General features: G+C 74.5%; 15 protein-coding genes. 8 read left to right on the top strand and 7 right to left on the bottom strand.

Annotation, left to right across the window (positions count from 1 at the left end; all coding sequences use genetic code 11):
* Window positions 1–20: 20 nt before the first annotated feature.
* Window positions 21–320, bottom strand: a complete 300-nt coding sequence (locus tag MLV88_RS17990; protein WP_242355617.1) for a hypothetical protein — start codon at window positions 318–320, stop codon at window positions 21–23.
* Between the two features lie 100 nt (window positions 321–420).
* On the opposite strand from MLV88_RS17990, the gene MLV88_RS17985 reads away from it, so the two are divergent.
* On the top strand, window positions 421–1044 hold the full coding sequence (locus MLV88_RS17985) for a LolA family protein (protein WP_243338256.1): 624 nt from the start codon (window positions 421–423) through the stop codon (window positions 1042–1044).
* Between the two features lie 9 nt (window positions 1045–1053).
* On the top strand, window positions 1054–2532 hold the full coding sequence (locus MLV88_RS17980) for a helicase HerA-like domain-containing protein (RefSeq protein WP_242338686.1): 1479 nt from the start codon (window positions 1054–1056) through the stop codon (window positions 2530–2532).
* Window positions 2533–2546: 14 nt separating this feature from the next.
* Here the strand turns inward: MLV88_RS17980 and MLV88_RS17975 are convergent, their stop codons facing one another.
* On the bottom strand, window positions 2547–3299 hold the full coding sequence (locus MLV88_RS17975; protein ID WP_242338684.1) for a glycosyltransferase: 753 nt from the start codon (window positions 3297–3299) through the stop codon (window positions 2547–2549).
* Entirely contained in the window at window positions 3284–4036 is a 753-nt protein-coding gene (locus MLV88_RS17970) for a class I SAM-dependent methyltransferase (RefSeq protein ID WP_242338682.1), read from the bottom strand. Before MLV88_RS17970 ends, MLV88_RS17975 begins: the two co-directional genes overlap by 16 nt.
* 92 nt (window positions 4037–4128) lie before the next feature.
* Here MLV88_RS17970 and MLV88_RS17965 point away from each other — a divergent pair, with 92 nt between their 5' ends.
* Window positions 4129–5934 (top strand): DUF6311 domain-containing protein, encoded by a 1806-nt coding sequence (locus MLV88_RS17965; RefSeq protein ID WP_242338723.1) that lies wholly within the window; start codon window positions 4129–4131, stop codon window positions 5932–5934.
* Between the two features lie 4 nt (window positions 5935–5938).
* Here MLV88_RS17965 and rimO read toward each other — a convergent pair whose 3' ends face one another.
* The 3 genes from rimO to MLV88_RS17950 all read right to left on the bottom strand — a co-directional run bounded on the left by rimO (window position 5939) and on the right by MLV88_RS17950 (window position 9605).
* A complete protein-coding gene (gene rimO / locus MLV88_RS17960; protein WP_242338680.1) occupies window positions 5939–7357 on the bottom strand; it encodes a 30S ribosomal protein S12 methylthiotransferase RimO in 1419 nt (472 codons plus the stop codon).
* 73 nt (window positions 7358–7430) lie between these two features.
* Window positions 7431–7919 carry a YajQ family cyclic di-GMP-binding protein gene (locus MLV88_RS17955; protein ID WP_242338678.1) on the bottom strand — a complete coding sequence of 163 codons (489 nt, stop codon included), beginning with the start codon at window positions 7917–7919 and terminating at the stop codon, window positions 7431–7433.
* 33 nt (window positions 7920–7952) lie between these two features.
* Window positions 7953–9605 carry a ribonuclease J gene (locus MLV88_RS17950; protein ID WP_243338254.1) on the bottom strand — a complete coding sequence of 551 codons (1653 nt, stop codon included), beginning with the start codon at window positions 9603–9605 and terminating at the stop codon, window positions 7953–7955.
* Window positions 9606–9820: 215 nt separating this feature from the next.
* Between MLV88_RS17950 and MLV88_RS17945 the strand changes: the two genes are divergently transcribed.
* Together MLV88_RS17945 and MLV88_RS17940 are read left to right on the top strand one after the other, a co-directional pair.
* Window positions 9821–10909, top strand: a complete 1089-nt coding sequence (locus MLV88_RS17945; RefSeq protein WP_243338253.1) for a hypothetical protein — start codon at window positions 9821–9823, stop codon at window positions 10907–10909.
* Between the two features lie 64 nt (window positions 10910–10973).
* Entirely contained in the window at window positions 10974–13319 is a 2346-nt protein-coding gene (locus MLV88_RS17940; protein WP_243338250.1) for an ATP-dependent helicase, read from the top strand.
* Window positions 13320–13499: 180 nt separating this feature from the next.
* On the opposite strand, the gene MLV88_RS24285 is transcribed toward MLV88_RS17940, so the two are convergent.
* Window positions 13500–15254, bottom strand: coding sequence for a CotH kinase family protein (locus tag MLV88_RS24285; protein ID WP_277957292.1), 1755 nt, complete (start codon window positions 15252–15254; stop codon window positions 13500–13502).
* A 148-nt stretch (window positions 15255–15402) separates the two neighbouring features.
* On the opposite strand from MLV88_RS24285, the gene add reads away from it, so the two are divergent.
* The 3 genes from add (at window position 15403) to glgC (ending at window position 18510) form a co-directional block, all read left to right on the top strand.
* A complete protein-coding gene (gene add / locus MLV88_RS17930; RefSeq protein ID WP_242338670.1) occupies window positions 15403–16542 on the top strand; it encodes an adenosine deaminase in 1140 nt (379 codons plus the stop codon).
* Between the two features lie 10 nt (window positions 16543–16552).
* Window positions 16553–17038 (top strand): methylated-DNA--[protein]-cysteine S-methyltransferase, encoded by a 486-nt coding sequence (locus tag MLV88_RS17925; RefSeq protein ID WP_242338668.1) that lies wholly within the window; start codon window positions 16553–16555, stop codon window positions 17036–17038.
* 230 nt (window positions 17039–17268) lie between these two features.
* Window positions 17269–18510 (top strand): glucose-1-phosphate adenylyltransferase, encoded by a 1242-nt coding sequence (glgC, locus tag MLV88_RS17920; protein WP_242338666.1) that lies wholly within the window; start codon window positions 17269–17271, stop codon window positions 18508–18510.
* The last annotated feature ends 43 nt before the right edge of the window (window positions 18511–18553 follow it).

Here is an 18553-nt window from a genome sequence, read left to right as displayed (position 1 = left end):
GCGCGCCTCCCGGACGTGGCCTACGGCGTGGTGGCAGGCTCGAGCGAGATCCCGCAGGCCGCCTTCGCGTCCGTGGTGTTGATCCACTCGCAGAACTTCGTGCCCTCCGGCGCGTGACAGGTGCCGAGCCAGGCGTCGCACTGCTTCTGCTTCGCGTCGCCCGCGCCGACCGAGGAGAGCCGGTCCTCCGCGCCCCGCTGGCAGGCGTCGCGCGCGCTGCCGCCGCCGGCGCACTCGCACAGGCGGTTCGCGAGCTCCTGGCAGGGCTCGGTGCAGGCGGAGAGCGCGACGAGGGCGAGGGCGGCGAGGAGGGCGCGCATCGAGCCGGGGAGGATCACCTGGGGCGCCCGCGCCGTCAAGGCGTGTGGGTGGCGGCCGTGAATGCCGCCCGCGCGCCGCCCGTCTGCTATCTAGCTCACCATGATCGCCGCCCTCGCCGCCCTGCTCCTCGCCGCCGCCCCGCCCCCCGCGGACGCGGGCGCGCTCGCCAAGAAGGTCCAGACCTTCTACGAGCGCACCCGCGATCTCGAGGCGCGCTTCCAGCAGACCTACACCTACTCCGGCTTCGGCCGGCGCCAGGTCTCCGCCGGAACGCTCCGGGTGAAGAAGCCCGGGATGATGCGCTGGGACTACGAGACGCCCTCCTCGAAGACCGTGGCGGTGAAGGGCTCGCGGCTCGTGCAGTACGAGCCGGAGGAGAACCAGGCCTACGTGGACGAGCACTTCGACGCGACCGCCATGAGCGCGGCGGTCACGTTCCTCCTCGGCAAGGGCGACCTCGCCCGCGAGTTCCACCTCTCGGTGGACGGCGCGGGGGCGCTCCTGCTCCGCCCCAAGGAGGAGGATCCGCGCGTCGAGTCGATCGCGCTCACGGTGGGCCCCGACGGCGAGGTGCGCGCCACGCGCGTCGTGGACGGGGCCGGCAACGTGAACGAGATCCGCTTCGAGAAGGTGAAGCGCAACGCCGGGCTCGCCGACTCCGCCTTCGAGCTCAAGCTGCCGAAGGACGTCCGGAGGATCGCGCCGCCGGGGGCGGAGCGGTAAAGAAGGGGGATGGCCCCTCCCGCTCCCATCCTCGTCGCGAAGAGCACCGAGGAGCTCCTGCTCCTCCCGGCGCTCGCGAACCGGCACGGCCTCGTCGCAGGGGCGACCGGCACCGGCAAGACCGTCACCCTGCGCGTCCTCGCCGAGGGCTTCAGCCGCCTCGGCGTGCCGGTGTTCCTCGCCGACGTTAAGGGCGACCTCTCCGGGCTCGCGCGCCCGGGCGGCGACTCGCCGAAGCTCGCCGAGCGCGCCCGCGAGCTGGGCCTCGCCCTCACTCCCGAGGCGAGCCCGGTCGTCTTCCTCGACGTTTACGGGGAGGCCGGCCACCCGCTGCGGACCACCATCTCCGAGATGGGCCCGCTGCTGCTCGCGCGCGTGCTCGGGCTCAACGAGACCCAGGCCGGCGTGCTGCAGATGGCGTTCCGGGTGGCGGACGAGGGGGGGCTCCTCCTCCTCGACGTGAAGGACCTGCGCGCGATGCTGGAGCACCTCACGGAGCGCGCCGCCGAGCTGCGCGCGCGCTACGGGAACGTCTCCTCGGCGAGCGTCGGCGCGATCCAGCGGGCGCTCCTCGCGCTCGAGTCGCAGGGCGCCGACCGGCTCTTCGGCGAGCCGGCCCTCGCGCTCGAGGACCTGCTCCGCACCGACCTCTCGGGCCGGGGGCAGGTGACGGTCCTCCACGCGGAGCGGCTCGTCCGCTCCCCGCAGCTCTACGCGACGCTCCTCCTCTGGCTCCTCTCCGAGCTGTTCGAGCAGCTCCCGGAGGTGGGCGACCCGGAGAAGCCGCGGCTCGTGTTCTTCTTCGACGAGGCGCACCTGCTCTTCGAGGACGCGCCGGACGAGCTGCGCGCCAAGATCGAGCAGGTGGTGCGGCTCGTCCGCTCGAAGGGGGTCGGGGTCTACTTCGTCACCCAGAGCCCGCTCGACGTGCCGGACGCAGTGCTGGGCCAGCTCGGCAACCGGGTGCAGCACGCGCTGCGCGCCTTCACGCCGCGCGATCAGAAGGCCGTGCGCGCCGCGGCGGAGACCTTCCGCGCGAACCCCGGCCTCGACGTCGAGGCCGCCATCACCCAGCTCGGCGTGGGCGAGGCGCTCGTGTCCTTCCTCGACGCGCGCGGCACGCCCGCGCCGGTGCAGCGCGCGCTCGTCGTGCCGCCCCGCTCGCGGCTCTCGCCGCTCACGCCCGAGGAGCGCGCCCAGGTGATGGCCGCCTCGCCGCTGCGCGGCCGCTACGACGCCCCCGTCGATCGCGAGTCCGCCTACGAGCGGCTGCAGCGGCGCGCGACGGAGCGGGAGGCAGAGGGGGAGCGTCCCGGGCCCGCGGGCGGTGCGCCGCGCGGACGGCAGGACGCGGGCGCGCTCGGCCAGGCCGGCGACATGCTCGGCAAGATGGCCACGAGCGCCATGCGCGCCGCGGGGACCCAGATCGGCCGCGAGATCATGCGCGGGATCCTGGGCTCCATGTTCGGCGGGGGCCGCCGGCGCTGAGCCGGAGCCGGCGGTCAGCGCCGCCCGAGCCGCAGCCGCGCGCCGAGCGCGACGAGCTGCAGGCCGGCGGCGAGCATCGCACCGGGGCGGAGCTTCGAGCCGCCCACGTCGCGCCAGGCGAGGAGCGGCACCTCCTCGAACGCGTCTTCCCCGAGGGGCGCGACGCCGGGGCCGCCGGCGCGGAGGCGCGCGAGGAGCTCCACGTCGAAGATCCAGCGCGTGCGGAACGGCGCCTCGAGCGCGGCGGCGAGCGCGGGCGTCGCGCGGAAGAGCTTCGCGCCGCACTGGGTGTCGTAGACCGCGAGGCCGAGGGCGAGCGAGGCGAGCGTCGCGAACACGCGGCCGAGGTAGTGGCGGAGCGGCTGACGCTCGATGCGCCTGCCGAGGAGCCGCACGCGCGAGCCGAGCACCGCCTCGCGGCGCGAGGCACGGGCCGTGTCCACGAGCCGGGCGAGCTCGTCGACCGGCGTCGAGAGATCGGCGTCGGCGTAGCCCACCACCGCGGCGCCGCCCGCCAGCGCCCGGCGGAGCCCCTCCCGCACCGCCTCGGCCTTGCCGCGGTTCCGGGGGAGGAGCACGACGGAGATCCGCGCGGGCTCCGCGCGGCGGAGCTCGTCGAGCACCGCCACGGTCCCGTCGGTGGAGCCGTCGTCCACGAGCACGAGCGAGAGGCCCTCGCGCGCGCGGGCGAGCCGGAGGAGCTCCTCGCGCTGGAGCCGCACCGCCTCATTGAAGCAGGGGATGACGAGCGCTACGGCTTCCGGCATAGGGCCCAGTAGCTCAGGCCGGGCAGGTCGAGCCCGAGCCGCGAGAGCAGGAGCGAGAGGGACGCGTCGAGCGCGAGCGCGCCGCGGACGGCGGCCGTCACGGACGCGGGCGCGTCCCACTCGCCGAGGTCCTTCGGCGGGGGCGCCGAACGGGAGAGGCGCTCGAGCGCGACCTGCGCCGCCCGCGGCGCGACGAGGGCGTGGAAGAGGCCGCCGCCGCGGACCACCTCGAGCCCGGCGCGCGCGAGGACCGCCCGCGCGGCCCGCGGCGCGTAGCGGCGGTGGTGCCGGAGCTTCACGTCGTGGCTCGAGAAGAGGGCGGGCCAGGCCGGCACCGACACGAGCGCGTGCCCGCCGGGCGCGAGCCGCGCCTCGACCACCTCGGCGAGGAACGCGGCGTCGTCCTCCACGTGCTCGAGCACGTCGAGGAGGAGGGCGAGCCCGAACGCGCCCTCCGGCGCGGCGCGGGTGAAGCGCAGGCCTGCCGACGGGGCGAAGGCCTCCGAGGCGAGGTGCGCGTCGGTGTAGTTCGTGTCCCAGCAGGTGACGGACGAGCCCTCGGCGAGCGCCTCGGTGAGCCGGCGGGAGAAGAAGCCGTCGCCCGCGCCCACGTCGAGCACCGCCACGCCCGGCCCGAGCAGGCCCGCGCCGCGCAGGACCCGCAGGAAGAAGGCGACCCGCGCCTCCTCCCAGGGGTGGCGCCGGACGGGGGCGCGCTCGAGCTCCAGGAGATCCATCGTCGGCGGAGACTTTCGCGCGTTCGGGGCCGCGAGGCCAGCCCGTTGACACTCCCATCGCGCGCGCGGATCCTCGCGCCCGCGTGCAACGGATGTCCCCCGGCGCCCCCGACGAGAAGGGATCCGCTCCCGGCGTCCCGGCGGGAAGGGCGGGCGGGCGACTCGCCCCCCTGCGCGCGCGCCTCGCGCCGCACGCCCCCGCGCTCGTGGCGGGGCTCGCGGGCGTCGGCTGGCTCGCCTGGAACGCCGGTGGCCTCGCCCTCGCCGCGCCGGGGAACGTCCGCTGGCTCCTGGGCAGCGACTTCGGGGCGAGCTACGTCGGGTGGCTCTTCTTCCGCTCGGCTCCGTTCACGCTGCCCCTCGGCGCGAACCCGCTCTATCCCTTCGGCATCGGCTCGACGCTCGGCTTCACCGATTCGCTCCCGCTCGTCGCGGTGGTCCTCCGCCCGCTCGCGGCGCTCCTCCCGCAGGACTTCCAGTACGTGGGGAGCTGGCTCGTCGTCTCCTTCGCGCTGCAGGGGTTCGTGGGCGCGAAGCTCGCGCGGCTCGCGACGCCGGACCGCGTCGCGCAGGCGCTCGGCGGGGCGCTGTTCGTGCTCGCGCCGCCGCTCCTCCACCGGCTCGTGGGCCCGAAGACCGGTCACGCGAGCCTCTGCGCGCAGTGGATCCTGCTCCTCGCCCTGTGGCTCGCGCTCGCGCCCGCGCGCGAGGACGCGCCCCGGCTCCGCGCGAGGCTCGCCGCGGCGCTCCTCCTCGTCCTCGCCGCGGCGGGGGTGCACCCGTACTTCGTGGTGATGGCGGCCGCCCTCGCCGCCGCCCTCCTCGCGCGGATCGTCCTCGTCGAGCGGCGCGGGGGCGCCTCGCTCCTCGCGGGCGGCCTCGCCGCGATCGCGCTCGCGGCGGGCGCGGGGCTCGCGCTCTTCGGCTTCCTCGTGAGCGGGGTGCGGGCGCGCGCGAACGGCTTCGGCTACTTCTCGGCCGACCTCGCGACCCTCGTGAACCCCATGGGCTGGTCGCGCGTCTGGGCGGGGCTCCCCGTCCACGCCGGCCAGTACGAGGGGTTCGGCTACCTCGGCGCGGGCGTCCTGTTCCTCCTCGTCCTCGGCGCCGTCCTCGCCGCCGCGCGGCGCCGTCCCCCCGCCGCCGTCGCGCTCGCCCGTGTGGCGCCGATCGTGGTGATCGCGCTCGTACTCGGCTTCTTCGCGCTCTCCGGCACCGTGCGGGCGGCGGGAGAGGTCGTCGGGCGGCTCCGCTTCTACGAGGCGGTGCCCGCGCTCTCCGGCACCTTCCGCTCCTCGGGCCGCTTCGTCTGGCCCCTCCACTACCTGCTCCTCCTCGGCGGGATCGGCCTCGCCGCGGCCGTGCTCGGCGAGAAGCCGCGCGCGCTGCGGGGCGTGCTCGCGCTGGCCGTGGTGGCGCAGGTGCTCGACGTGAGGCCGCCCGCGCCGCTCCGGCTCGCCCCTTCCTTCCCACCTCCCGCGCCGGAGTGGGCGCTCGCGGAGGGCGCGTACCGCCACGTCTCGATGTTCCCGCCCTACCTCCTCGCCGGCGGGGACCCCATCGCGCCCGAGCCGGAGCTCTGCGGTCCGCACCTGTATCCGCCGGACAGCTACCTGCCGCTCGCGGAGGCGGCGTATCGCCTGGGCGCCACCTTCGACGCCGCGTACGCCGCCCGCCTCGATCCCGGGCGAGCGATCGCGGCGTGCCGGGCGACCCGCCGCGCCGTCGAGGCGGGAACGCTGGATCCCGCGACGATCTACGTCGTGCACCCGAGCGCCATCGCGCGCCTCCTCGCGGCGGGCGCGGACTGCGGCGCCGTCGGCGACGATCGGGTGTGCGTCGCTCGGGGGCGGCGGGATCCCTTCGCCGAGGCGCTGCGGGCGCACCCAGTGCGCTGAGAGCTCAGCCGACGACGGGGAGGCCACCGCGGCGGCGCGGGCCTGCGTCGCGGGGTTCCGCCTGGGGAAGCGGGCGTCGCGCCCGCTCCGGATCGCGCGCCACCACGCGGCCGACGAGGTCGTACTCGGAGGCGTCGGTGATCTCGACGGTGGCGAGCTCGCCGGGGTAGGCGACCCCGTCGTTGATGTAGGTGATGCCGTCGATCTCCGGCGCCTGCTGCGCGTGGCGGCCGGCGAGCAGGTGCTCGGTCTCCTCCGAGCGCCCCTCCACGAGCACCTCGAGCTGCCGGCCGATCATCGCCTGCTGGTGGTCGCGGGAGATCTCCTGCTGGAGCGCCATGATGCGATCGCGGCGGGCGCGCTTCACCGCCTCCGGGAGCTGCCCGTCCATCTCCGCCGCGGGCGTGCCGTCCTCGGGCGAGAACTCGAACACCCCGAGCCGCTCGAAGCGCTGCTCCTCCACGAAGCGCACGAGATCCTCGAAGTCCTCCTCCGTCTCGCCGGGGAGCCCGACGATGAGCGAGGTCCGCAGCGCGATGCCGGGCACGCGCGCCCGAAGGCGAGCGAGGAGCTCGCGCAGGAACACCGAGTCGCGGCCGCGCTTCATCGAGCGGAGCAGCCGGTCGGAGGAGTGCTGCAGCGGCATGTCGAGGTACTTCACGATCTTCGGCTCGCGCGCGATCACGTCGACGAGCGCGTCCGGCACGTCGCGCGGGTACGCGTAGTGGAGCCGCAGCCAGCGGATGCCGTCCACCTTACACAGCTCCGGCAGGAGGTGGTGCAGGCGGACCTTGCCCGGCAGGTCGTAGCCGTAGGCGGTGAGGTCCTGCGCCACGAGCGAGAGCTCGACGGTGCCCTGCGCCGCGAGCGCGGCCGCCTCGGCCACGACGTCGTCCACCGGCCGCGAGCGCTGCGCGCCGCGGAGCTTCGGGATGATGCAGAACGCGCAGGCGTTGTCGCAGCCCTCGGAGATCTTGAGGTAGGCCGTGTGCGAGGGGAGCGAGTTCACCCGCGGCGTCGAGGCGGAGTGGACGAAGTCCGGGTCGGGCACGACGAGCCGCTTCGCCTGCGCGTCCGAGACGACGCGGGCGATGTCGGCGTAGGCGCCGGTGCCGAGGAAGTGGTCCACCTCCGGCAGCTCGGCCGACAGCTCCTCGGCGTGACGCTGCACGAGGCAGCCGGTCACGACGAGCTTCTTGCAGCGCCCCTCCTGCTTCATGCCCGCGAGCTCGACGATGGCGTCGACCGACTCCTCCTTGGCGCTCTCGATGAACCCGCAGGTGTTCACCACGATGACGTCCGCCTGGGCGGGGTCGCGCTCGAGGCGGTAGCCGGCGCCCGTCAGGGTGCCGAGCATGACCTCGCTGTCCACCCGGTTCTTCGGGCAGCCGAGCGTGTGGAGGTAGACGCGGGTGGTGGTCATCGGGGCGCCCGATCTAACAGACGGGGTGGGCGCGGACAATCCGCGGTGAGCGGGCGGGCGGGGGGTAGGTCTCTCACTCCCTGAAGTTCTGGAACTGCAGCGGGACGCCCAGCGCCGCGCCGCGGATGGCCTGCATCGCCGCCTGCAGGTCGTCCTTCTTCTTCCCGGTGATCCGCACCGCCTCCCCCTGGATCGCGGCCTGCACCTTGAGCCCGCTCTCCTTCACGAGCGCCACGATCTTCTTCGCGTCCTCCTGCTTGAGCCCGCGCTTCAGCTTCACGAGCTGTCGCACCGAGCCGCCGGAGGCGGGCTCGACCTTCTGCGGGTCGAGGCCCTCGAGCGGGACGCCTCGCTTCGCGAGCTTCTCCATGAGCACCTGCAGGGCCGCCTCGGCGCGCCCCTCGGAGGCGGCCTTCACGACGACGTGCAGGTCCTTGTCGCGCTCGAGGTCCGTGTTCGTGCCCTTGAAGTCGAAGCGCTGGAGGATCTCCTTCCGCGCCTGGTTGAAGGCGTTCTCCACCTCCATGAGGTTCAGCTCGGAGACCACGTCGAAGCTCGGCATAGACCGCTGTTCCTCCCCGCGCGTCGCCGCGCCTTAGAGCTCCAGCACCACCGGCAGCACCGTGGGCCGCTTCCCCGTGGCCCGCTTCAGCGAGCGGCGGACCGCGACCCGGAGCGTCTCCTGCACCTCCTCGACGGAGAGGCGGGCCTGCGGCGTGAGCTCGTCGAGCGCGCGCAGCGCCTCCGCCCGGAGCTCGTCCTCCGCCCCCTCGAACCCGGCGACGCCGCGGGCGAAGAGCTCGGGCCCGCGTATCACCGCGCCGGTCGCCTTGTCCACGACGAGCACCGCGATGCAGAGCCCCGCCTCCGCGAGCAGGCGCCTGTCCTTCACCACCATCGCGCCGATGTCCTGCCCGAGCAGCGCGTCGCGGTCGGTGTAGACGCGCCCCACCGGGACCGGCTCCGCGAGCACGCTCACCCCGCCGTCGCCGAGCTCGAGCACCTGCCCGTCGAGGAGCAGGTGGCGCCCGCGCACGCCCTCGGAGGCGGCGTGGGCGGCGTGGCGGGCGAGGTGGCGGTACTCACCGTGAATGGGCACGAAGTGCTCGGGGCGGGCGAGCGCGATGAGGCGCCGCTGCTCGGCCTCCTGCGCGTGCCCGGAGACGTGGAGCGGCCGCAGCCCCTCGTAGGCCACCTGGGCGCCGCGGCGGCAGAGCGCGTTCACGACCTCGCCCACCGCGACCTCGTTCCCGGGGATGAAGCGCGAGGAGAGGATGACGAGGTCGCCCGGCGCGAGGTCGAGGTCGGGGTGCTCGCCGCGCGCGAGCCGAGAGAGGGCGCTCCGCGGCTCACCCTGGGTGCCGGTGGTGAGGACGCACAGCTCCTTCGGCGGCAGCTCGCGCGCCTCGGGGAAGCCGACCGGCATCCAGGCGGGCAGGTCGAGGTACCCGAGCGACTGGGCGAGCCGGACGTTCGACTCCATCGAGCGGCCGAGGAGCGCCAGGCGGCGGCCGAAGGCGCGGGCGGCGTTCGCGACCTGCTGGATGCGGTGGATGTTGGAGGCGAAGCAGGCGACGAAGACGCGCCCGGGAGCGCGCTCGAAGGCCTCCTCGAGCGCGGCGCCGACCTCCGCCTCGGAGAGCGAGGAGCCGGGGCGCTCCGAGTTCGTCGAGTCGGAGAGGAGGAGCCGCACCCCGCGCGCGCCGAGCGCCTCGACGCGGGCGAGGTCGAAGCCGGGCCCGGCGATGGGCCGCGGGTCGATCTTGAAGTCGCCCGAGTGGACGATCGTCCCCTGCGGCGTGGAGAAGGCGAGGCCGCACGCGTCGGGGATGGAGTGGGTGACGGCGTAGAACTCGGCCGCGAGCGGCGACGCCTCCCCCGCCGGCCGCAGCTCGCCGGGCGCGACCTCGCGCAGGTCCGCCGCGACGCCCGCCTCGTCGAGCCGCGGGCGCAGGAGCGCGAGCGTGAAGCGCGTCCCGTACACCGGCGCCTTCACGTCCCGGAGCAGGAAGGGCAGCGCGCCGATGTGGTCCTCGTGCCCGTGCGTCAGGTAGATGGCGCCCACCTGCTCGCGCCGCTCGCGCAGCCAGCCGAGGTCGGGGGCGATGAGGTCGACGCCGATCGGCTCGTTCGGGAAGAGGATGCCGCAGTCGACCACGGCGATCCGGCCGTCGGCCTCGATCGCCATGCAGTTCATGCCGATCTCGCCGAGGCCGCCGAGCGGGACGATGCGGACGGGAGGCGCCACGCGGGGAATCTACTCCTCGCGCCGGGGTGGAGGGGCGGGAACCCGGCTCCCTGGCTCCGGGCTCCCCACCCGCTCCGCCCGGCGCGTTCGGCGCCGGGCGGGAAGCGCGAGGCCGCCGACCGGCTGCGGACCTGTCCGCGGCGCGCTCCCCGGGGGTGAGAGACCGCGAGCCCGCGGATCGTGACGCGACGGCCCCGTGGTAGCCTCGGCCGCCCATGCGAAGCCTCGCCCGCGCGGCCGCCGTGCTCGTGTTCTCCCTCGCTCTCACCCCCGGTGCGGCGCGTGCGAAGGACCGGCCCGCGCCCCGCAAGACGGGGGCCCCCGCGCGCGAGGCTCCCCGGGCGAGCGGGCAGTCCGCGCCCGAGCCTGCGCCCGCTCCCGGGGCGAGCGACTCCGACGTGGTCCGCCTGCGCTTCGCCTGGCCGGCCGCGGCCGAGGTGCAGGCGACGCAGCGGAGGACGCGGCACCGCTCCGGCCTGCCGCCGAGCACGACGACCACGCGCTTCACCCAGCGGCTCGATCACGCCGGCGGCGCGCTCCGCATCTCCACCCGAGGCACCTCGTGGGAGGGCGACGCCCCGTACCCGGGTCCGCCGGCGGCGGTGGACGGGATCCTGCGGGCGGCGGAGTCCGTGGTGCAGGTGGTGTCGCCGGAGGGCGAGTTCGTCGCCCTGGAGGGCGTGGAGGCGCTGCGGCCCGGGATGGCGCGCATGCTCGAGGGCTCGGTCCCCGACGATCAGCGGGAGCGCGCGCTCGCCTTCGCGGAGGCGGCCACGCAGGCGCAGGCGCGCGAGATGTGGAACCTCGCGGTCGGGTTCTGGATCGGCGCGGACCTCGAGCTCGGCGAGCGCTACGGCATGAGGACCGAGGCGGAGGTGCCGCTCCTCGGCACGAGGACGGACTTCGAGCAGGAGTTCTCCGTGCGACGCAGGGTGCCGTGCTCCGCGCGCGATCACGAGGAGCGCTGTGTCGAGATCACGCTGCGCGCGGCGCCGGATCCGGCCGCGCTCCCGGGCCTCGCGCGGGCGGTGGTCGCGAAGCTGGCCGGGCCGGAGGCGAGGCTCCCCGAGGACGCGCTCCGCGAGCTCGTCGTGGAGAACGAGCTCGTGCTCGTCACCGAGCCGGCGACGCTGCTCCCCCACCGCTTCGTGTGGACGCGCTCGGTGCGGGCGACGGTCGCGGAGGGCGACGGGGAGCCGCGGGTGCTCGAGCAGGTGGAGCGGAGCGAGACCGACTACCAGTACGGCGCGCCCGCGCGGAAGAAGCCCGTCCGCAAGGCGAAGCGCACCGCCGCCCGGGGCTGAGCTCTCGCCTCGGGGCCCTCGCCCCGCGCGGCCCGGGCCCGCTTCGATTATCCTTCCCGACCCCATGTCGACGTCCGACCCGCTCCTCGAGGGCCTGAACGACGCCCAGCGCGAGGCCGTGCTCCACGGCGAGGGCCCGCTCCTCGTCCTCGCCGGCGCCGGCAGCGGCAAGACGCGCGTCATCGTCCACCGCATCGCCCGGCTCGTGCGCGACGAGCGGGTGATGCCCTGGCACATCCTCGCCATGACCTTCACGAACAAGGCGGCGGGCGAGATGCGAGAGCGGCTCGAGCGGCTGCTCGGCGTCCAGGCGAACGAGCTCTGGGTGCAGACGTTCCACGCCTTCGGGGCACGCTTCCTCCGGCGCGAGGCGGCGCGCGCCGGCCTGCCGCCCTCCTTCGCCATCTACGACGACGACGACCAGATCCGGCTCGTGAAGCGCATCTTCCAGGAGCTGCGCGTCGAGGACGGCGAGCCGCTCACCGCGCGGCAGGCGCTCTCGCGCATCGACCGCTGGAAGAACGCGGCGCTGCGCCCGGACGAGGCCGTCATCGGCGAGTACGACGTGGAGGGGCAGCTCGCGCGGGAGGTCTACGGCCGCTTCGAGGCCGCCCTCGCGCGCGCCGGCGCGGTGGACTTCGGCGACCTCCTGCTGCGCCCGGTGCGGCTCCTCGAGGAGGACCCGGCCGTGCGCCGCACCTGGTCGGGCCGCTTCCGCCACCTGCTCGTGGACGAGTTCCAGGACACGAACGCCGCGCAGTACCGGCTCCTCAAGCTCCTCACGAACGAGAAGCGGAACGTCTGCGTGGTGGGGGACGACGACCAGGCCATCTACCGCTGGCGCGGCGCCGACGTGACGAACATCCTCGAGTTCGACCAGGGCTTCCCCGGCGCCCGCGTCGTGAAGCTCGAGCAGAACTACCGCTCCACGCGCACGGTCCTCGACGCGGCGCACGCCGTCATCTCGAAGGCGCGGCGCCGGCGCGAGAAGCGGCTCTGGACCGAGAGCGGCGCGGGCGAGCCGCTCGCCCTCGTCGTCGGCCTGGACGAGCACGACGAGGCGGAGCGCATCGCGCGCGCGGTGCAGACGGAGCGCGCGCGCGGCACCGCCGGCGACGAGATCGCCGTGCTCTACCGCACGAACGCGCAGTCGCGGCCGCTCGAGGCGGCGCTGCGCGCGGCGCGCGTGCCGTACGTGATCGTCCGCGGCACGAGCTTCTACGAGCGGGCCGAGGTGCGCGACGCGGCCGCCTACCTGCGCCTCTCCCTCTCGCCCCGGAGCGACCTCGACCTCGAGCGGGTGGTGAACCGGCCGCCGCGCGGCATCGGCGAGAAGACCGTCGAGCGGCTCCGCGCGCACGCCCAGGCGCGGGGGATCTCGCTCTTCGACGCCATCGCCGACCGCGACGCGGTCGAGGACCTGAAGCCCGCCGCGCGGCGCGCCCTCGCCGAGTTCCACGCGCTCGTGGCGGGCCTCGCCGCCGACGTCCCCGCCCTCGACGCGGGGATCGCCGTGCAGGAGGCGCTGAAGCGCTCGGGGCTCCTCGCGCGGCTCGAGGAGGAGCACACCGACGAGGCGGTCGAGCGCGCGGAGAACCTCGTCGAGCTCGTCGCCGCGGCGCGCGAGTTCGACGAGTCGCTCCTCGGCGAGCCGCCGCCGCGCGATCCGGACGACGTCCGGCCGCCGCCGCTCGCGCGCTTCCTCGAGCAGATCGCGCTCCTCGGCGAGGCCGACGCCGAGACGCCGGAGGGGCGCGTCTCGCTCATGACGCTGCACGCCGCGAAGGGCCTCGAGTTCGAGGCCGTGTTCCTCGCCGGCCTCGAGGACGGGACCTTGCCCTACGAGCGGCCCTGGTCCGACGCGGGCCCCGCCGAGCGCGAGGCCGCCGAGGACGAGGAGCGGCGGCTCTGCTACGTGGGCATGACGCGGGCGAAGAAGCGGCTCACCCTCTCGCTCGCGCGCCGCCGCATCGGCTACGGCGAGGGCGGCCCCTCGTACCGCTCGATGGAGCCCTCGCGCTTCCTCGCGGACCTGCCGCCGGAGCTGTTCGGGCTCGCCCACCGGATCGCGCCGTCCGCCGCGCCCGCCGCGCGCGGCCCCGTCATCCGCCGCCCGCCGGGCTCGCTCCCGGGCGAGCCGCACATCGAGCTCGAGGACGACGGCCCGCGCGAGACCCCGCCGCCGCGCCGGACGGCGCCCCAGCGCCAGGGGCCGGTGGTGGACTACTCCTTCGACCAGCGGGCGGAGACGAGCGGCACGCTCCCGCGCGGCACGCGCGTCCTCCACGCCTCGCTCGGCGAGGGGACCGTGCTCGCCTGCGAGGGCGCGGGCGCCGGCGCGAAGGTGACCGTCGTCTTCGACGAGGTCGGCGAGAAGCGCGTCCTCGCCCGCTTCCTGTCGGCCGTCTAACGGGGGCTGCCGCCCCCGCCCCGCCGAGCGAAGCTCCGCGCGCTCGTGCGCGCGTACCGATCGATGCCCCACCCCGACAGCCGGGTCCCGCGCGCCGCCGCGAGCGGCTTCGCCGCTTCCGCGGCAGCGCCCCGGCGGGCTCGCTTCGCTCGCCTGTTCGTGAATCATGATCGGCGCCGTTTAGTTCGCGGCCCCCGGAGTGCGCGCGACGTTCGCGAACGTCTCGGCGCCGTCGCTCGTCCGGCCGTAGGCGCTGCCGCTCGCGCGCGGGCCGAAGTAGACGAGGTCGTACGGAGCGTGGATGGTGCCCGCCGGGAACACGCCGAGCTCGCCGCCCGAGGTGGAGAGGACGAACGGCAGGTGCGGAGGCCCCGCGGTGGGATCCGGCGGCAGCGCCGGATCGGGAGGCGGCGGGGGCCAGGGCGTCCCGTCCGCGACGAGCACGAGGTGGCCGTGGCCGGGCAGGACCGTGCCCGCGGGCAGCGCGTACTTGGCGGGGACGCGCAGGTCGTCCGTCACCTGCGCGCCCGAGAGGTCGAGGTCTGCGTCGCCGCGGTTGTAGAGCTCGACGTAGCCCGGCCCGGTGGCACCCGGGAGCCCGAGCTCGTTCACGACGAGCGGCCCCGAGCCGTGCGCGCGGAGCGCGGGCAGGCGGGAGAGGAGCACGCTGCGGCGGTCGCGGACGAACGCCAGGAGGCGGGCCGGCTCCGTCGCGGCGCGCGCCGCGTCCACGAACGGATCGCCCAGGATCTCGGGGCCGACCGCCGCCCAGAGCGCGTCGAGGTAGGGGCCGACCCGCTCCGGCGTGAAGACGCCCTGGAGGGCGGACTCGAGCCTCGCGAGCAGGCGCGCGCGCAGGGCGGGGTGATCCCAGACGCGCGTCGCGAGCACGCTCCAGGTCGGCTTCTGGCCCGCGCGCTCGTTCACGCGCACGTCGTAGATCCGCTTCACGGCGTCGTCGTAGATCGAGAAGATCTGCGCCTCGCGCCAGACGCCGCCGAGCGGCGCGCCGGCGGAGAGGTCGCGCGACCAGTAGGGCTGCGCGTTGTTGAGGTCCCACGGCACGTAGGTCCAGACGTCGCGGTGCAGCTCGTGCACCCAGTACGCGCGGGCGTCCTCGAGGACGGTGTTCGCGATGAGCTCGTCCGCGGCGAGGTTCCCGAGGTAGGCGTCGAGGTCCATGACCTCGCCGAGCCGCCGCTCGAGGTCCGCGTCGTCGGTCCGGCTGACCACCTCGAGGAAGCGATCCAGGTCGTCCCACGGGAGCGCCTCGTTGCGGGTCTTCGTGAAGTCCTGCTGGTAGGAGGCCTCGAAGCGCGGCTGCTGCTTCAGCTCGCAGTTGCGCCCCCCGCAGCGGTAGATGGAGGCGTCCGGCTCCTGGCCGTGGTGGACGAGGTACTCGCCTCCCACGCGCTCCATGTCGAGGAACACCCCGCGGTACTCGCCGTTCACGGTGAGCTTCACGAAGCGCGCGTACGGGACGGGGAGGCCGAGGACCCGGTAGAGATCCACCGCGAACCGCTCGACGAGCTTCGCCGCGTCGTCGTACTCCGCGAGCAGCGCGAACCGGTCCCGCCCCTCGAGCGCGTAGCCGGGGTCGAGGTCGATGCGCCAGCTCTTCTGCGGCCGCGTGCGCGAGGAGGCGCCGCGGTAGCGCACGAGCCCCTTCGCCTCCCGGCCGTCGAGCTTCACCGTCGCCGGATACATGACGTCCCAGTACGGGTTCGCGTCGAGCGCGGCGAGGTCGCTCGCCGCGAGCGTGACGTCGAGGCGGCGGAGGCGGACCTCGGGGGAGGGGAGCTCGCCCGGCGCGGCCGCGGGCCAGGACGGACCGGGCGGGGGGAGCTGCTGGTAGGGAGGCGGCTCGACCTGGGGCGGCGTGGTGGCGGGCGGCTCGCCTGCGCCGGTGCAGGCGAGCGCGAGGAGGAACGCCATGGGCAGCGGGGCTCGCCTGTTCACCCGTGGAAGGTGCGATCCAGGTGCGCGGATCCACCAGACGCCGGGCGGGGAGCGCCGCACCTCGGGGAGCAGGCGACCGGGCAGGTCATCGCCGTCGAGCCCCCGCCGGGCTTAAGCTTCGGGCATGACCGCGAAGACTGGCGCCGCGCCGATTCCCGTGACCGACGAGCTGCTCCGGGCGCTGCCGAAGACCGACCTGCACTGCCACCTCGACGGCTCGATGCGCCTCGGCACCCTGCTCGAGCTCGGGGAGGCGCAGGGCGTGCACCTCCCGGCGGACACGCCCGAGGGGCTCGCCCGCGCGGTGCGGATGGGCGAGCAGTGCGAGTCGCTCGAGGACTACCTGACCGCCTTCGACGTGACGCTCTCGGTGCTCCAGACCGAGGACGCGCTGCGGCGGGTGGCCCACGAGCTCGCGCTCGACTGCGCGGCCGAGAACGTGCGCTACCTCGAGGTGCGCTACTCGCCGGTCCTCCACACGCGGCAGGGGCTCAAGCCCACCGCGATCGTGGACGCCGTGCTCGACGGCCTGCGCGCGGCGAACCGGGCGACCGGCATCCGCTCGAACGTGATCATCTGCGGGATCCGCCACATCGACCCGCAGACCTCGGTGCGGCTCGCCGAGCTCGCCGTGGCCTACAAGGGCAAGGGCGTGGTCGGGTTCGACCTCGCCGGCGCGGAGGAGGGGCACCCCGCCCGCCGCCACCGCGAGGCGGTGCAGCTCATCCTCGACAACAACGTGAACGTGACGATCCACGCCGGCGAGGCGTTCGGCCCCGAGTCGATCGCCCAGGCGGTCCACACCTGCGGCGCCCATCGCATCGGCCACGGCGTGCGGCTGCGCGAGAACGGCGACCTGCTCAACTACCTGAACGACCACCGCATCCCGCTCGAGATGTGCCCGTCCTCGAACGTGCAGACGCGCTCGGTCGCCGACTACGCGAGCCACCCGCTCAAGTTCTACTTCGACTTCGGGCTGCGGGTGACCCTCAACACGGACAACCGGCTCATCACGGACACGAGCCTCACGAAGGAGCTGCGCCTCGCCCACGAGAAGATGGGCTTCACGCTGGAGGACCTCTGCACGCTCCTCGTGCAGGGGTTCAAGAGCGCGTTCCTGCCGTTCCGGGAGAAGGCGGAGCTGCTCCGCGACGTGAACGCCGAGATCGCGGCGGTGCTGGCGCGCTTCGCTCCCCCGGCGGCGGGCGGCCGCGCGGCGGAGCAGGCGGGGGCGGCGGTGACCGCCGCGGCCGCGGTGCGGTAGAGTTCGAGGCGTGACCGCACGCCTCCGGTACCGCTCCCCCATCGGCATCCTGGGCGTCGAGGCGACCGACGCGGGGGTGGTGGGCGTGACCTTCGGCGACCGCGGCGGCTCGCGCCCCGGGCCCTCGGCGCAGGCCCGCGCCCACCTCGACGCGGCCGGCGCCGCGCTCGACGCGTACTTCGCCGGCCGGCCGCCCGTGCTGCCCGCCCTCGATCTCCGCGGGACGCCGTTCCAGCGCGCCGTGTGGGCCGCGCTCGTCGAGATCCCCTGGGGCGAGACCCGAGGCTACGGCGAGCTCGCCGCCCGCCTCGGCCGGCCCGGCGCCGCGCGCGCCGTGGGCGGCGCGAACCACGAGAACCCGGTGGCCGTGCTCGTCCCCTGCCACCGGGTGGTGCAGGCGGGCGGGCGGCTCGGGGGCTACGCCGGCGGCCTCGACGTGAAGCGCTGGCTCCTCGCGCACGAGGCCGCCCACGCGCCGCTCCTGCGGCTCGCCTGATCGCTGGCCCCGCCGCCGCCGTGGAGCGCGCCACGTCCTCGCGACACCGCCCGGCGCGGTCCAATATGGAATCCGCGGCCCTGACGGGGCGACCCGCGTCCGCGTTCTCGCTCGCGCGCCTTTCGTCGCGGTAGAGCGAGACGACGCCGCGCTGGTGCGGCCGCTTCCTTGCCCCGCCTCGCGCGGGTGCGTAGCCTCGATGATGTTCCAGCCTCACGCGGAGTGACCCGATGGCGAAGCTTCTCGCGATGATCCTCGCCGGCGGCGAGGGGCGCCGGCTCGACCCGCTCACGCGGGAGCGCGCCAAGCCCGCCGTCCCCTTCGGCGGCCGCTACCGGATCATCGACTTCGTGTTGTCGAACTTCGCGAACTCGGGCGTCCTCAAGATGAAGGTGCTCGTGCAGTACAAGTCCGAGTCCCTGAACGCCCACATCCAGCGCGGCTGGCGGCTCACGGCGCTGCTCGACCAGTACGTGGAGATCGTCCCCGCGCAGATGCGCGTCGGCCCGAAGTGGTTCGAGGGCTCCGCCGACGCGATCTACCAGAACCTCAACATCATCACCGACGAGGAGCCCGAGTACACCTTCATCTTCGGCGCCGACAACATCTACCGCATGGACGTCCGGCAGATGCTGGAGTTCCACGAGGAGAAGCGCGCGGACCTCACCGTCGCGGCCATCCCGGTGCCGGTCCACGAGGCGGGCGAGTTCGGGATCATCGAGGTGGACGCCGACGGCCGGATGATCGGCTTCGTCGAGAAGCCGAAGAGCGACGTGAAGACCATGCCCGGCGATCCCACCCGCGCGCTCGCCTCGATGGGGAACTACCTCTTCACGACCGACGCGCTCGTGCAGGAGATCGTCCGCGACGCCGGCGACACCAAGAGCGCGCACGACTTCGGCAAGTCGATCGTGGCCGGGATGTACGGGAGCAAGCGCGTCTACGTCTACGACTTCGCGAAGAACGTGGTCCCCGGTCAGGGCCAGAAGGAGGCGGGGTACTGGCGCGACGTCGGCAGCCTCGACGCCTACTACCAGGCCAACATGGACCTCGTGGACGTCGACCCGTCGTTCTCGCTCTACAACGACCGCTGGCCCATCTTCACGGCGCAGCACAACTTCCCGCCGGTGAAGTTCGTCTTCAACAACGAGGTGGAGCAGCGCGTCGGCCACGCCACCGACTCGCTCGTGTCGGAGGGCTGCATCATCTCCGGCGGCCACGCCCACCACTGCGTCCTCTCGCCCAAGGTGCGCATCAACAGCTACAGCCTGGTCGAGGACTCGATCCTCTTCGAGAACGTGAACATCGGCCGACACTGCCGGATCCGCCGCGCCATTGTGGACAAGCACGTGGAGATCCCGGCGAACACCACCATCGGCTACGACCTCGAGCAGGATCGCAAGCGCTTCCACGTCACCGAGAGCGGCATCGTGGTGATCCCGAAGGCGATGCGGATCGAGCCGGATCGGTGAGCGGCGCCCGCCCGGTCCCCAGGACCGGGCCGCGGCGTGAGCG

The sequence above is a fragment of the Anaeromyxobacter soli genome (assembly GCF_022808855.1).
GTDB classification, from domain to species: Bacteria; Myxococcota; Myxococcia; order Myxococcales; family Anaeromyxobacteraceae; genus Anaeromyxobacter; species Anaeromyxobacter soli.
Note: the sequence above shows the minus strand (reverse complement) of the source record. Positions and strands in the feature narration are given on the sequence as shown.